We start from the raw sequence: 13,098 nt of genomic DNA on the forward strand, positions 1-13,098 counted from the left end.
ACTTCATCAAGACGACAATAGAACATTTCTATAAACCGTCTCTACAGGAGGTAGTTTATGCAACTTCTTATTAGAGCGCTTCGATCAACGCTTGTCCCATCGCCTGACATCCCAAAAGTGTTTTCCCTTCGGACATGATGTCTCCCGTTCGGTAGTCCTGATCTAAGACTTTTAGCACCGCTTGCTCAATGCGATCGGCTGCCGCAGGTTGATCTAATCCATATCTCAGCATCATCGCAGCACTGAGAATTTGCGCTAGAGGATTGGCTTTATCCTGTCCAGCAATATCAGGAGCAGATCCGTGAACAGGCTCATAAACTCCCGGCCCCGAACTGCCCAAACTTGCAGAAGGCAACATTCCAATACTGCCTGTCAGCATCGCCGACGCATCTGAGAGAATGTCACCAAACAGATTGCTCGTTACGATCGTATCAAACTGTTTAGGATTCCTGACCAATTGCATGGCAGCGTTGTCTACATATAAATGTGAAAGTTCTACATCAGAATAGTCTTTGGATAACTCGGTGATGCGATCGCGCCAGAGCTGAGACACTTCTAAAACATTTGACTTATCTACAGAGCAAAGTTTCTTCCCTCGTTTGCGAGCCGTTTCAAACGCGACTCTGCCGATGCGATCGATTTCCGATTCGGTGTACGCCATTGTATTCACCCCGCGTTTCTCCCCGGTTTCGGTGGTAAAAATGCCTCTGGGTTGTCCAAAATACACGCCGCCAGTCAGTTCGCGCACCACCATCATGTCCACGCCCTCAACGACTTCCCGCTTTAGCGTCGAAGCGTCAATTAACTGAGGCAAAATGGTTGCAGGACGCAGATTCGCGAATAACTTTAAGCCCGATCGCAGCCCCAGCAATCCTGTTTCAGGGCGCAGATCACGAGGCAGCGTATCCCATTTGTAGCCGCCGATCGCAGCCAACAAAACGGCATCACTATTTTTGCAAGTTTCCAGCGTTTCGGGGGGCAAAGGTTGACCTGTTGCGTCGATCGCAGCCCCACCAATCAGAGCTTCTTGAAACTTAAAAGTGAAGTCAAATTGTTCACCAACCACCTTGAGAACATTGACGGCGATCGCCATAATTTCGGGGCCAATCCCATCGCCCGGAAGAAGCGTGATGCGATACTGCTGTGCCATGAGCGTCTTATCTAAAATGTGAAACGGCTGAACATCCTGCGCGTCACATCATAAAACATTTGTAGGTAACATTAACCAGTGTCGGGGTTTGAATAATGAACGGAGCTACAGTTTTGCAAAATGAATCTACACCTGAGCAGACCTATGATTGAGAAGGCGAAATTTAACGGTTTGAGGAAGGCATTTGAGAACAAAGTGACCATTTGGCTTGTTGGTGATCGTCTTTTACAAAGCGTTCGTTGCTGCATTATTAATGGTGACAGCGATCGCAATCTTTCTGACCTTGAGAAACTTTGAAGGACTGCAAGATTTTGCCGAATCCTATGAACTGGAGGGCAAATCTAGAATCATTCGCTGGCTTCTAGAAAAGGTTCTTGACTTTACTCCAAACACGCTGCGTAGCGCGATCGGGACGGCTATTTAGGCGAGTGTGACGGCGATCGAAGCTGTGGGCTTATGGTTTGAGAAACGTTGGGCCCACATTCTTGTTTTGCTGCTGGTTGGAATTAGCATTCCTCTCGAAATCTATGAGTTAATTCAAGAAATTTCTCCGCTCAAACTGATTGTATTTGTGATTAATATTGCTGTGTTTTGGTATTTACTTCACACTTTTCCTAAACACAAAGCAGAGGTCAAAGGAGAGTGAGAAGCAGGAAGGGTCAATTCATCTTGCGCTCATCCCAAATCTGGAAACACATCTCGAACAGCAGGATGAATCAAGTGATGATTCTGCACATTCAACCCTTTGGCTAATGTTTCATCCTTGCCCAATGCTCCTAATCCATCCGTAGCCAGCTTTAAGACATAGGGAAGCGTACTGTTGTTGAGCGCCTGAGTCGCTGTCCAGGGCACGGCCCCCGGCATATTGGGCACCCCATAATGGACGACCCCCGCTTCGACATAGGTCGGTTGAGTATGAGACGTAGGTCTGACCGTTTCGATACAGCCGCCTTGATCCACCGCCACATCGACGATCACAGAACCGGGACGCATTTTGCTTACGAGATCACGCGACACCAAGGTCGGGGCCCGTCGCCCAGGAATCAGCACCGCCCCAATCAGCAAATCGGCTTGAGGAACGATCGCCTCAATCTGGCTCGAACTGCTGTAAAGTAGCTCAACCCTCGACCCAAACAGCGTTTCTAAATAAGACAAGCGATCGACGCTCAATTCTAAAATACTCACCTGGGCACCCATGCCGATCGCCATCCGAGCTGCCTCAGTCCCCACGATACCGCCACCCAAAATCACGACCTTCCCAGGTTTCACTCCCGGTACGCCCCCCAAAAGCACGCCTCGTCCGCCCTGCTGCCGCTCCAAAAATCTTGCCCCAAACTGTACCGACAACCGCCCCGCAATAATGCTCATGGGCGTGAGTAAAGGCAACCGTCGATCGGACAGTTCTACCGTTTCGTAGGCGATCGCGCTGACCCCGCAGTCGATCAAATGCTCTGTCAGCGGACGGTTAGCCGCCAGATGCAGGTAAGTAAAGAGAAGCTGTCCTTTTTGGAGATACTGATATTCCGTAGCTAAAGGCTCTTTGACTTTGACCACTAATTCTCGATTCCAGATCTCTGAGGCACTTTGGGCAATCTGGGCACCCGATTGGAGATAGTCTGCATCCGTAAAGCCCGACCCGTCTCCAGCCTTTGTCTCCACAAAAACAGAGTGGCCCTGCTCTACCAACACCCGCACACTACTAGGACTCAACCCCACGCGAAATTCCTGATCTTTGGTTTCCTTGGGCACTCCGATTCGCATGTTGACCTCTGTCTCGATCGCATTTCTTTCTAGCTTAAAGCTGGGCTTCTCAGTTAACAGTTACCCTTGTGGCGGGATCTGTGCAGAATCTCGCAGATCTGCTTACAATGAATCTGTCAGGGTAAAGAATTGTAAAGAAAGCTGGCTCAACCCATTTATTCTTTACCTAAACTCTCAACTTTTCTTACTTAACTGCGAGGCCGCAACGATGACTTCTACACCCACCACTCCCAAAGTTCAAGAACCCAAGTTTGGCTTCAACGATTACGCAGAGCGGCTCAACGGTCGAGCAGCTATGATTGGTTTTGTGGCCGCGCTCGTGGTCGAATATGTCACAGGTCAAGGCGTACTCTCCTGGCTAGGACTTCTGTAGCGCTCAGAATTCTGTAAATCTAAGCAGCGATCGGGCGGGGGAAACTCTGCCCTTTGTTGTATTCAGCCTTGGTTGTATTCAGGGTTGTATTCACGCCTAAATCTTCAGCAGTTCTAACTGAGAAGCTTTTCTGTAATTTTGCTTATAATCTTGACAAACTCTAAAGTGAGTTCTCTGAGCTAAGGATCTAACCTTGTGGTTAACACGTAGGAAGATTCAGACGCTTTAAAATAAGAAGTAACGGCGTATAGGCGTAATGATATGAATGCTATCTGGTCGCGTATGTTGAAGTCAGTTTACAAAAAGGAGCCGATTACAGGCTTTGTGATCATTGCGGGTAGCATGGACGTAGCGATCGGAGGGATCGACAGCAACACTTCTCTCGTCGTCTTTGGCCTAAGTGCGGTCGGAATTGCGCTGGCGCTTCGATGGTGGCAGTTACAGCGCCGTTCTCCTGAGTCATCTGCGCGGGGAGCCGTCTATGCGCTGCCGCCAGCGTCTTCTCATTCCGCGCTACCACCGCTTACAGTGTCCAAAAAGCGGCCGACTCCCTAGCTTGAGAAGCATTGCTGGGAAATTCACCCTTTAGTATCCTATTTGGGATGTGAACTGATGGTTTCTCTCGCGTCTGATCTCCTTAAAATTGGCGAAGTTGCTGAGATGAGCGGACTGCCAATCAAAACCATTCGCTACTACGACGAGATTGAGCTACTCACTCCAACGGTAGGACGATCGCAGACGGGCTATCGCTTGTTTCGCCCAGAAGTGTTCGATCGCCTGACCTTTATCAAACGCGCTCAATCGCTGGGTCTGAGTCTGACCGAAATCAAAGATATTCTCAAAGTGCATGATCAGGGCAAACTTCCCTGTGGCGAAGTCAAACATCACATTGAGGAAAAGGTTTCTGCCATTACTCACCAAATCCAAGAACTCACTACCCGCAAAGCTGAATTGCAGTCCCTACTGACTCACTGGCAAGAACCCCCTTCAGTCGATCGTGCCAGCAAAACCATTTGCCCCAACCTGGTGACCCAAAAGAGCGCTTCATCAAACTTTTAGCTTCCCCTATTAAGCAATCGCTCATCTGTAAAGATTGTTTGGTGCGATCGCTGTTCTCCCAGAAATTTCTCAAATCTGAGGTGAAGTATTCAACAGTGGGTACTCTGAAGTCGGAATCATAATCTGTGTGATTCTCTGTACGTACACGGTGCCTTGCCTAGTGTTTTTCACGGTGAGGTAAAAGTCAAAATTCACCTGATTCCTGGATGGATTTTACAGACTCTTCAGCGTCGAGCATCTTCAATTGCTTCTCGATCCCTCATCACTAGATCAAGCGCTTGACCCGTTTAGCGATCGGGTTGTCATCGTCCCTTTCTTGCAGCTTTCTTATGCGTAGCGTTCCAAATCCAATTCCTTTTGTTGACCTGACTGCCCAACATCAGCCGATCCAGGCTCAGATTGAGCAGGCGATTCAGGGAGTTCTTAACCGGGGCGACTATGTGCTGGGTCAAGCGTTAACTGAGTTTGAGCAAGACTTTGCGGCGGCCTGTGGCGTGCAATATGGAATTGGGGTCGCCTGTGGCACAGATGCGATCGCCCTCGGTCTGCAAGCCTGCGGGATTGGTGCCGGAGATGAGGTCATTTTGCCAGCCAATACGTTTGTGGCGACGCTGATTGGAGTGTTACGATCGGGCGCCACGCCAGTTTTCGTCGATTGTGATGCAAAAACGGCTCTGATCGATCTGGTGGCGGCTGAGAAAGCGATCACGCCCAAAACTCGTGCGATCGTTCCCGTCCACCTTTACGGGCAAATGGTGTCACCAACCCTGCTGTTAGGTTTGGCAAGTACTTACGATCTGCTGATTTTTGAGGATGCGGCTCAGGCTCATCTGGCAGAACGGGAAGGCTATCGGGCTGGCTCGATCGGGGTGGCAGCGGCTTTTAGTTTCTATCCCAGCAAAAATTTGGGGGCAATGGGCGATGGAGGAATGGTCGTCACCAAAGACGAAACGATCGCTCAAACGATGCGAGCCTTACGCAACTATGGAGCACCGCGCAAATATTTTCATACCGACTACGGAACCAACAGCCGTTTAGATACCATTCAGGCGGCCGTCCTGGGGGTGAAACTGCCCTACCTGGCAGAGTGGAACCGCGATCGCCGCCGCATTGCCGATCAGTACCACACTCAACTTAGACCGCTCCAAACTCAGGGTATTTTACCAATTCAAAATCAGTCTGGTAGCGGGCACGTCTATCATCTTTATATCGTCAGAGCGTTAGAGGTAGGCTGTCGGGTCGATCGTGAAACCATTCAGGAAAAACTCAATCATCAGGGCATCCAAACCGGAATTCACTACCCGCTGCCTTGCCATCTCCAGCCTGCCTTCGTCAATTTGGGCTATCGATCGGGAGATTTTCCAGTTGCAGAAACCCTCTGTCGAGAAATTCTCTCACTGCCAATGTATCCAGGGTTGACCAAGGCGCAAATTGATCAAGTGGTGACTGCGCTCGACACCGTGTTATCTCCGTCCTCGTCTTTAAAAATTTCTGCTTAACGCCATGCGAACTGCTCGCCTCTCTCCAACGCTCATCGATCGCTACTGGAGTGACCTCGCCCTGTGGGGATTGCTGACGCTACTCTATGCGCCACTCTTGCTGCACTGGTGTGATGGCTGGCTGCGAAAGAGCATTAGCATCGAACACGAATACTTTAGCCACGGTTTAATTGGGCTACCTTTTGCAGGCTACATCATTTGGACAAATCGCAAACGCTGGCAGCGGATTGACGGTGAGCGACCAGGACTCTGGAAGTTTGCCGGAGCCATTTTGTTACTGTTGGCGGGTGTGCTTTATCTAAGTGGGCTACCCGATTTTGTTAATCTGTCTCTCCCAGTTCTGTTGATCGGGATTTGTCTGTGGCTAAAAGGTCTACCTGGTCTCAAGCTTCAGGGATTTGCGCTGCTTCTAGTCTTTCTGGCGACACCGACCGAGATTCCCTACCTGATTGCGCCCTACACCTTACCGCTACAAAGTTTCATCGCTGCAACCGCAGGCTTCATTCTCAATCAACTGGGGATGGATGTTACCGTTGAGCAAATCTACCTCTCAGTCGGGGGCCGCATTGTCGAAGTTGCTCCCTATTGTGCAGGATTAAAGATGCTGTTCACCGGTTTATATGTGAGCCTGATGTTGCTGTATTGGACGGGAGCTTTGCGATCGCGCCCCCTTTCCATCCTATTTTTGATCAGTACCGTTGTCATAAGTGTCAGCGCCAACATTGTCCGCAACACACTGCTCACTTACTTTCACGGCACGGGGAATGATCAGGCGTTTGGTTGGCTCCACGAAGGCTGGGGCGGTGATGTGTATTCTGCCTGCATGTTAGGCTTGCTGGTCATTCTGCTTAACCAGATCGATCGCTTCTTTCCTGACGCATCTGACTAATTTCTACCCCACCCATCTTCCCCTCATGATGTCCCTTCGCAAGGCTGTGTCTCTTCAACTCTCCAAGGTCGTTTTGCTGCTACTGTTACTGATTTTGGTCGGTATTGGAACCGTTCCAGGCTACTTATCAGGAAAATGGCGTTGGACAGAGCCACCCAAAGTCGTCACCCTGAATAAGTTGCGGAGCCTGCGTGAAGTCGGACTGCCCTTACCCGGTTGGCAAATAGTCCAACAAAAAACTCCACAGATCGGCGAACATAAGTGGCTGAGTCAGGAGATGAGCCGCGCCAATCAAACAGCGACCTTGCTGCTATTTACGCAAAAGGGCCCCAGAGAACAGCCCGAAGTGGAATGGAGCGATATCAACGGTTTTCAGCGGTGGAAGACAGATTCCTCCAAACAGGTCACCTTCACAATCGCAACTCCCCCCACGCAGGTGACAGCCCACTTCTTCCGAGGATGGACGGCTGATCAGACCTACGCCGTGCTGCAATGGTACGCCACCTCTCAAGGAGGACACCCGGCTCCGAGTCACTGGTTTTTTGCTGATCGCATCGCTCAGTGGCAAAATCGTCGCGTTCCCTGGGTTGCTGTCAGTGTGCTGGTGCCGATCGACCCGCTTGATGACATCCAAAAACACTGGACTGAAGTGGAGTCACTGGCTCAGACCGTACAATCGACGCTGATGGCAGACGTGTTGAAGCCAAATTAGACGGGTTGAAGGCATCCTATTGAGTCATCGATCCAGTACTCAAAGCATACAATGTCCTCAACTCAGACAGCCTTGCTCACACCAGGAACAGATTCTTCATCAATCTCATCACTGAAAAGCAGAATGATGGTTGAAGAATAACCTATGACCCAAGATCTCCGTCTCTAATTCGTCTCTAAACTTACAACTTACGCCTCATTCGCCATTTCTCTAATCCACGCCTCATGCCCCCGATCGTGTTGTTATGTCCAAAGTTTTCTCTGTCAGATTAACGGCTTTATCGCTGGTCAGCATTCACTCCATGACCGCCAGTCTGCCGTTTGCGATGTGGTTTTGGGCTGCGAGCACGTCTCCAAAAGCGGCTCTGAGCCAAACGCCTCTACCACCCTCTACCACCCCAGGACAGCCTTCTCCGCCACTCCAGCCAAAGCGCCCTCCAACCTCTCTAGAACTGGTAGAACAAGCCAGACAACGACTACGCGATCGCGGTGAATTGTCCGCTCCGACTCCTGCACCCGTTAACCCTGCCAAGGCTCCGACTGCGCCTGTGGTCGTTCCGACGGTGCCTGTGCCTACCACACCTGCCGCGATTCCCAATAGCTCATTTAACCTCTATCGTCTGGGAACGGGAGACACGGTTTCTGTGGTAGTTCAGCGATTTCCGGATCTCAATTTTCAGGCGGTGATCGATCAAGAAGGCAACATCACAACGCCCTTGCTAGGTAAAGTTCGGCTTCAAGGACTGACGATCGAACAGGCTCAAGAACGGGTGCGTCAGGGAGTCGATCGCTTTGTGATCAATCCAGTTGTGCTGTTGGCGCTGACGGGGCAACGTCCGGTATTGGTGACGATGACTGGAGAAGTTGGGCGACCGGGACAATATGCCCTGCAATTACCGAGAGTTTCTTCGGCGCTGCTGTCAGCCGGGGGAATCACCAACAAGGCAGATTTGCGATCGGTCAAAGTTCGGCGCACCCTCAACGATGGCTCTGCGGTAGAAGAGAGTTTAGATCTGGTACAGCCGCTAAAAGATGGAACTCCCCTGCCCGATGTGCGTTTGCAAGATGGGGATGTGGTCGTAGTTTCACGACTAGAGGCAGGCGCAGAAAAGGATTACGATCGCGAACTGGTCGCTCGATCTGCTCTGGGCAAAGGTAAAATTACCGTCCGCTACTTGAGTTATGTAACCGGAAGACTTCAGCAGTTCGATTTGCCTTTGGGCAGCACGTTTGTGGATGCGTTGGCGACGATCGGCCCCAGTCCTGACAACACAAATCTGAGTCGGATTGCCCTGATTCGATTTGACCCAGACACCAAAAAAGCCGTCACAAAAGAATTAGATGGGAAAAAAGCCCTCACAGGTGATCTCGCGCAAAACGTTCCGTTAGAAGACAATGATGTCATTGTGATCGGTCGCAACTTGGTCGGAAGAATCACCTACGCGCTAAATGTTTTTACCCAGCCTTTTCGCGATGTTCTGGGATTTTTGCTGTTCTTTAGAGAACTGGGCAACAGTGCCACAAATCTCTTTGGCCCGACCGGAAGAGACCGTTAGACTCAAGACGAGGTAAATCGATACAACAAACTTCTCAAAACACCGCTTCCAGACTGTTCAGCTTACAATCAAAGCACCCTTTCTTTTTCACGTTCATCGGTCGCGACAAACCCTGTTTTTCATCCCCCTGGTGTTATGACTCCGCCCATCGTCAAACGTTACTTTCTAGCTGTAGACCGCTATAAATGGATCATTCCTGTGGGTGTTGCGGTAGGAATGGCTGCGGCGGGCGTTGTGGTGTCTCAACCCGAACCCTCTCCGACCTATCAAGCAGAAGCAACTCTGGTAGCTAACCGTCCGCCCATTAGTTTCTCAACGATCGGCACCGAAGTTCGTCAGCCAGTCGAATCACTAACCAGTGACATGCTGATGCCGAGGGAAGTCATCGAAGCGGTGGGCAAAGAGGTCGGCATTGACCCGCGTGAATTAGCCAGCAACACAAAAGTGGATGTCAACGTCCCCAAAGCGGTCAGAGGGCAAGCAGCGGGAGCCGCCGAGGTTGTGGTTTCCTACAAGGATGGGGAGCCAAATCGAGCCAGCGAAGTGGTCAGCCAATACACCAAACGCATGGTCGAACAAAGCCGACTAAATAATTCTGCACGGCTGCGATCGGTCATTGATTCCATCAACCAGCGACTGCCCAAAGTTAGGCAAGAGTTACAACTCGCCGAACAATCTCTGGAGCGATACGATCGAGCCGAAGGCCCCCAACTGCTAGCGGCTCAAAATGGTAGCTTGATTGGTGCAATCACGGGCAGCGAAACTCAGCAGCGACAGCTTCAACTCCAACTCCAAGGTGTGAATGCTCAGATTGCCAGTATCGAGCAACGGTTAGGACTCGACCCCAATCAAGCTTATGCCTCTTCTGCTCTGAGTGCTGACCCGATTATTGGCGGTCTTCGTGCCCAAATTCAGCAAATCGAATCTCAGTTAGCCGTTCTCAGCAAAGATTTGCGTCCAGAACACCCCACCATCATCACCCTCAAAAAGCAGCAGCAGGCCTACGAAGAAGAGTTGAGCAAGCGAGCGCAAGAGGTGATTGGCGGTGATGGAGGAGCAGCCCCCCTAACGGCAGTTCGTCAAAATAGCAGTCTCGACCCAGCTCGTCAACAGCTTGCCAATACCCTGGTCGCCCTCAAGACTCAGCAAGAAAGCCTACAGCAGCAATTGATTGGCACGGTGCGATCGGAGCAAACTCTTCGGCAACAGTACTCAACAATCCCTAATAAGCAACTGGAGCGGACTCGCCTAGAAGATCAGGTAAAGCTCAAAAAAGCCCTTCATGATCAGATGCAAGCAAAACTGGTTGATGCAAGAGCCGCCGAAGCTGAAACTGTCAGTAGTCTGAGTCTATCTCAAGCGCCTGCGGTCAAAGCGAGCGAAGTCAAAGCACCCAAGAGCATTCCGGTGACGCTGGCGATCGGCGGTTTGGTCGGGCTACTGGTTGGGGGCGGGTTGATTTTCCTGCTGGATACGCTAGAAGGCAAATTTTACACCGAAGAAGATCTGCGAGAGGCGCTTCGCCAACGGGATGTCACCATTTTGGGAGCGTTGCCGCTGGTCAAGGTCTGGCAAATTGACGATTCCCCTGTTTTGCTAAGGTCAGATTCGCCTTACGTTGAATATTACGAGCGGTTTCGCAGCAAGCTGCGCTTGGCAGAAGGCAAAGCCCGAATGGTGCTAATCACAAGCACGATCGACCAGGAAGGTAAAACCGTCTCCGCCTACAACTTAGCGATCGCCTCTGCCAGAGCCGGAAAACGCACTTTGCTGATCGAAGCGGATTTACGATCGCCGTCTCGATCCGACTATGTAGGGATTGCGCCCGATCCAGATAGCTTAATCGAGCCGTTGCGCTACTACGGGCAGATCAGCGAGTGTATTCGTCTGGCCCCTGAAGTCGAAAATCTCTATATCGTTCCCAGTGCTGGGCCGCAGCGGCAAGCGGCCTCGATTTTGGAGTCGAGTGAGATGCGGCGACTGCTCGAAGATTCGAGAGGACGATTTGATCTGGTAGTTCTCGACAGTCCTTCTCTAAGTCGCTGTAATGATGCGCTGCTGCTAGAACCTTATAGTGATGGCATGGTAATCGTTACCCGTCCCGGAACGACTCAAGAAAGCATTTTGACAGAAGCGATCGATCACCTAACCGAATCGGACGATCACCGCTTGTTGGGCGCTGTCATCAACGCAGTAGACATTCAGCTTCCTCGTGCGGTTGAAGATGCAATGATCGCTGGTTCGTATGAGCCGTCTTCAAACAATGGAACGGGAGCCGATGAGGAAATGAAAGAAGTCACAACCAGCAACCGCAACTAGTAAAGATTGCTTTATTGATTGCTTTTCAACAAGCCACGAATCTCTTTAAGCAAAGGTGATGAGCCAGAATTGCTGCGTGGGTAGGTAAACACGCCATGACGGGGACTAAAGAGCAACGCCAGTAAGAAAAGTCCTGATACGACTAGAACAATCGCTGGCCCCGATGGCAAATTGTAAAAATAACTCAAATACATGCCGCTTACACTAGCAATCACCCCGGTCGCGGCTCCCAACAACATGACGTAATGCAGCCGTTTCACCAACAAATAAGCCGTCGCGCCAGGAGTGATCAACAAAGACAGCACTAACACCACGCCGACGGCCTTCATGCTGGCTACAATTGTCAAGGCAATCAGCACCATCAATCCGAGGTTGAGCAAATTGACGGGCAATCCAGCGGCCTGCGCGCCCAAAGTATCAAAGGTATAAAACAACAGTTCTTTATAAAAGGCAACCACCACAATCAGAACGATCGCTGAAATAATTGCAGTATCTCTGACTTCACTAGAAGTAACGCCCAGAATATTGCCAAACAAAAAATGATTCAGGTCGATTTTATTATCCTTTTGGATGACCGTAATTAACGTTACTCCCAGGGCAAAAAAGGCCGAGAGCACAATTCCCATTGCTGCATCTTCTTTAATCGGCGATCGGGCCCGAATCCAAGCGATCGCTACAGTACTCAAAACGCCCGCAATGAAGGCTCCTACAAAAATATTTGCCCCGATCAGAAACGCGATCGCCAACCCTGGCAAAACCGAGTGACTAATCGCGTCTCCCAAAAGGGCTAACCGTTGCACCATCAGATAGCTGCCAACAATGGCACAAATCAGCCCGACCAAGATTGCAATGGTCAGCGATCGCTGCATGAAGCCATACTGCAAAGGTTCAATTAGCGCGTGCATCAGGCGGCGGCTCCCGAAAAGAACATGACACGCCCCCCATAAGCCTGCTCTAAGTTTTCTGGAGTCAGAACGTCTTGACGCTTACCACTTGCGACTAAGGTCTGATTTAACAACAGCAATTCATCAAAGTGGGTAATCGATTCGCCCAGATCATGGTTGACGACGAGGACGGTTTTTCCAGCCTGGGTTAGTTCTTCAAAAACTTCAAAAATAATCTTTTGCGTTTTTTGGTCAATTCCTACAAACGGTTCGTCAAAGCAAAACACGTTTGCCTGTTGAGCCAGCGATCGCGCTAGAAACACCCGTTGCTGCTGTCCGCCCGATAGTTCCCCAATGGGACGGTCTTTGTAAGCATCCATTCCCACGCGGGCAAGAGACTCGATCGCCACCCGCCGACTGACCGACGAAAATCGATTAAACCACCCTGTTTTCTTGACTCGCCCCATCATCACGACATCCCACACAGTCACCGGATAAGTCCAATCAATCTGACTGCGCTGAGGAACATACGCGACTTGATGGAGTTGCTCTGCCAGCGGTTTGTCTTGATATAGAACTTCGCCACTGGCCGCAGGGATTAACCCCAGCATTGCTTTGACAAGGGTACTTTTTCCAGCCCCATTCGGCCCAAAGATTCCGACAAGGCGACCTGGCTGCACTGTGAAATTGACACTCTTCAAGGCATCTACTGCACGATATTTGACGCTCAGATTCTGCACAATCAAAGGGGCTGAGGTTGATCGCGCAAGTTTTTTCTCGCTAGTCGGGAAGTGCAGCGGCAGAGGATCAGGAGTCGCATCATTCATAAAGGTGTCAAGCTGCATCACAAATTCTCCAGTGCATCAACTAAAAATGAAAGAAATATGAAAGCTACTA

The 13,098-nt window shown here is 50.5% G+C and carries 12 protein-coding genes and 1 pseudogene; 9 read left to right on the top strand and 4 right to left on the bottom strand.

Annotated features, from left to right (window positions below):
• Positions 1–70 precede the first annotated feature (70 nt).
• Positions 71–1,150 carry a 3-isopropylmalate dehydrogenase gene (gene leuB, locus ACKFKH_RS01325; protein WP_446856417.1) on the bottom strand — a complete coding sequence of 360 codons (1,080 nt, stop codon included), beginning with the start codon at positions 1,148–1,150 and terminating at the stop codon, positions 71–73.
• A gap of 214 nt (positions 1,151–1,364) precedes the next feature.
• Between leuB and ACKFKH_RS01330 the strand changes: the two are divergent.
• Positions 1,365–1,796, top strand: a pseudogene (locus ACKFKH_RS01330) (DUF2127 domain-containing protein).
• Positions 1,797–1,825: 29 nt separating this feature from the next.
• Here the strand turns inward: ACKFKH_RS01330 and ald are convergent.
• Positions 1,826–2,911, bottom strand: a complete 1,086-nt coding sequence (gene ald / locus ACKFKH_RS01335; RefSeq protein WP_446856418.1) for an alanine dehydrogenase — start codon at positions 2,909–2,911, stop codon at positions 1,826–1,828.
• 208 nt (positions 2,912–3,119) lie between these two features.
• Here ald and ACKFKH_RS01340 point away from each other — a divergent pair, with 208 nt between their 5' ends.
• The 8 genes from ACKFKH_RS01340 (at position 3,120) to ACKFKH_RS01375 (ending at position 11,317) form a co-directional block, all read left to right on the top strand.
• Positions 3,120–3,284: a chlorophyll a/b-binding protein gene (locus ACKFKH_RS01340; protein WP_446856419.1), complete on the top strand. Its 165-nt coding sequence runs from the start codon at positions 3,120–3,122 to the stop codon at positions 3,282–3,284.
• A gap of 282 nt (positions 3,285–3,566) precedes the next feature.
• Positions 3,567–3,839, top strand: a complete 273-nt coding sequence (locus tag ACKFKH_RS01345; RefSeq protein ID WP_446856420.1) for a hypothetical protein — start codon at positions 3,567–3,569, stop codon at positions 3,837–3,839.
• 57 nt (positions 3,840–3,896) lie between these two features.
• On the top strand, positions 3,897–4,343 hold the full coding sequence (locus ACKFKH_RS01350) for a heavy metal-responsive transcriptional regulator (RefSeq protein ID WP_446856421.1): 447 nt from the start codon (positions 3,897–3,899) through the stop codon (positions 4,341–4,343).
• A gap of 329 nt (positions 4,344–4,672) precedes the next feature.
• Positions 4,673–5,842, top strand: coding sequence for a DegT/DnrJ/EryC1/StrS family aminotransferase (locus ACKFKH_RS01355; RefSeq protein WP_446856422.1), 1,170 nt, complete (start codon positions 4,673–4,675; stop codon positions 5,840–5,842).
• 4 nt (positions 5,843–5,846) lie between these two features.
• Positions 5,847–6,731, top strand: a complete 885-nt coding sequence (crtB, locus tag ACKFKH_RS01360) for a cyanoexosortase B (RefSeq protein WP_446856423.1) — start codon at positions 5,847–5,849, stop codon at positions 6,729–6,731.
• Between the two features lie 28 nt (positions 6,732–6,759).
• Positions 6,760–7,443, top strand: coding sequence for a cyanoexosortase B system-associated protein (locus ACKFKH_RS01365; RefSeq protein ID WP_446856424.1), 684 nt, complete (start codon positions 6,760–6,762; stop codon positions 7,441–7,443).
• 244 nt (positions 7,444–7,687) lie between these two features.
• Positions 7,688–8,998 (top strand): polysaccharide biosynthesis/export family protein, encoded by a 1,311-nt coding sequence (locus ACKFKH_RS01370; RefSeq protein WP_446856425.1) that lies wholly within the window; start codon positions 7,688–7,690, stop codon positions 8,996–8,998.
• A gap of 135 nt (positions 8,999–9,133) precedes the next feature.
• A complete protein-coding gene (locus tag ACKFKH_RS01375; RefSeq protein WP_446856426.1) occupies positions 9,134–11,317 on the top strand; it encodes a GumC family protein in 2,184 nt (727 codons plus the stop codon).
• Positions 11,318–11,328: 11 nt separating this feature from the next.
• Here ACKFKH_RS01375 and ACKFKH_RS01380 read toward each other — a convergent pair whose 3' ends face one another.
• A complete protein-coding gene (locus tag ACKFKH_RS01380) occupies positions 11,329–12,222 on the bottom strand; it encodes a metal ABC transporter permease (RefSeq protein ID WP_446856427.1) in 894 nt (297 codons plus the stop codon).
• A complete protein-coding gene (locus ACKFKH_RS01385; RefSeq protein ID WP_446856428.1) occupies positions 12,222–13,046 on the bottom strand; it encodes a metal ABC transporter ATP-binding protein in 825 nt (274 codons plus the stop codon). The genes ACKFKH_RS01380 and ACKFKH_RS01385 overlap by 1 nt, the downstream gene beginning before the upstream one ends.
• Between the last annotated feature and the right edge of the window lie 52 nt (positions 13,047–13,098).

Source organism: Phormidesmis sp. 146-20 (assembly GCF_052939475.1).

Bases quoted from the DNA above. Each gene is read 5' to 3' on its own strand.
- leuB (WP_446856417.1), bottom strand. From the start codon at position 1,150: ATGGCACAGCAGTATCGCATCACGCTTCTTCCGGGCGATGGGATTGGC.
- ald (WP_446856418.1), bottom strand. From the start codon at position 2,911: ATGCGAATCGGAGTGCCCAAGGAAACCAAAGATCAGGAATTTCGCGTG.
- ACKFKH_RS01340 (WP_446856419.1), top strand. From the start codon at position 3,120: ATGACTTCTACACCCACCACTCCCAAAGTTCAAGAACCCAAGTTTGGC.
- ACKFKH_RS01345 (WP_446856420.1), top strand. From the start codon at position 3,567: ATGTTGAAGTCAGTTTACAAAAAGGAGCCGATTACAGGCTTTGTGATC.
- ACKFKH_RS01350 (WP_446856421.1), top strand. From the start codon at position 3,897: ATGGTTTCTCTCGCGTCTGATCTCCTTAAAATTGGCGAAGTTGCTGAG.
- ACKFKH_RS01355 (WP_446856422.1), top strand. From the start codon at position 4,673: ATGCGTAGCGTTCCAAATCCAATTCCTTTTGTTGACCTGACTGCCCAA.
- crtB (WP_446856423.1), top strand. From the start codon at position 5,847: ATGCGAACTGCTCGCCTCTCTCCAACGCTCATCGATCGCTACTGGAGT.
- ACKFKH_RS01365 (WP_446856424.1), top strand. From the start codon at position 6,760: ATGTCCCTTCGCAAGGCTGTGTCTCTTCAACTCTCCAAGGTCGTTTTG.
- ACKFKH_RS01370 (WP_446856425.1), top strand. From the start codon at position 7,688: ATGTCCAAAGTTTTCTCTGTCAGATTAACGGCTTTATCGCTGGTCAGC.
- ACKFKH_RS01375 (WP_446856426.1), top strand. From the start codon at position 9,134: ATGACTCCGCCCATCGTCAAACGTTACTTTCTAGCTGTAGACCGCTAT.
- ACKFKH_RS01380 (WP_446856427.1), bottom strand. From the start codon at position 12,222: ATGCACGCGCTAATTGAACCTTTGCAGTATGGCTTCATGCAGCGATCG.
- ACKFKH_RS01385 (WP_446856428.1), bottom strand. From the start codon at position 13,046: ATGCAGCTTGACACCTTTATGAATGATGCGACTCCTGATCCTCTGCCG.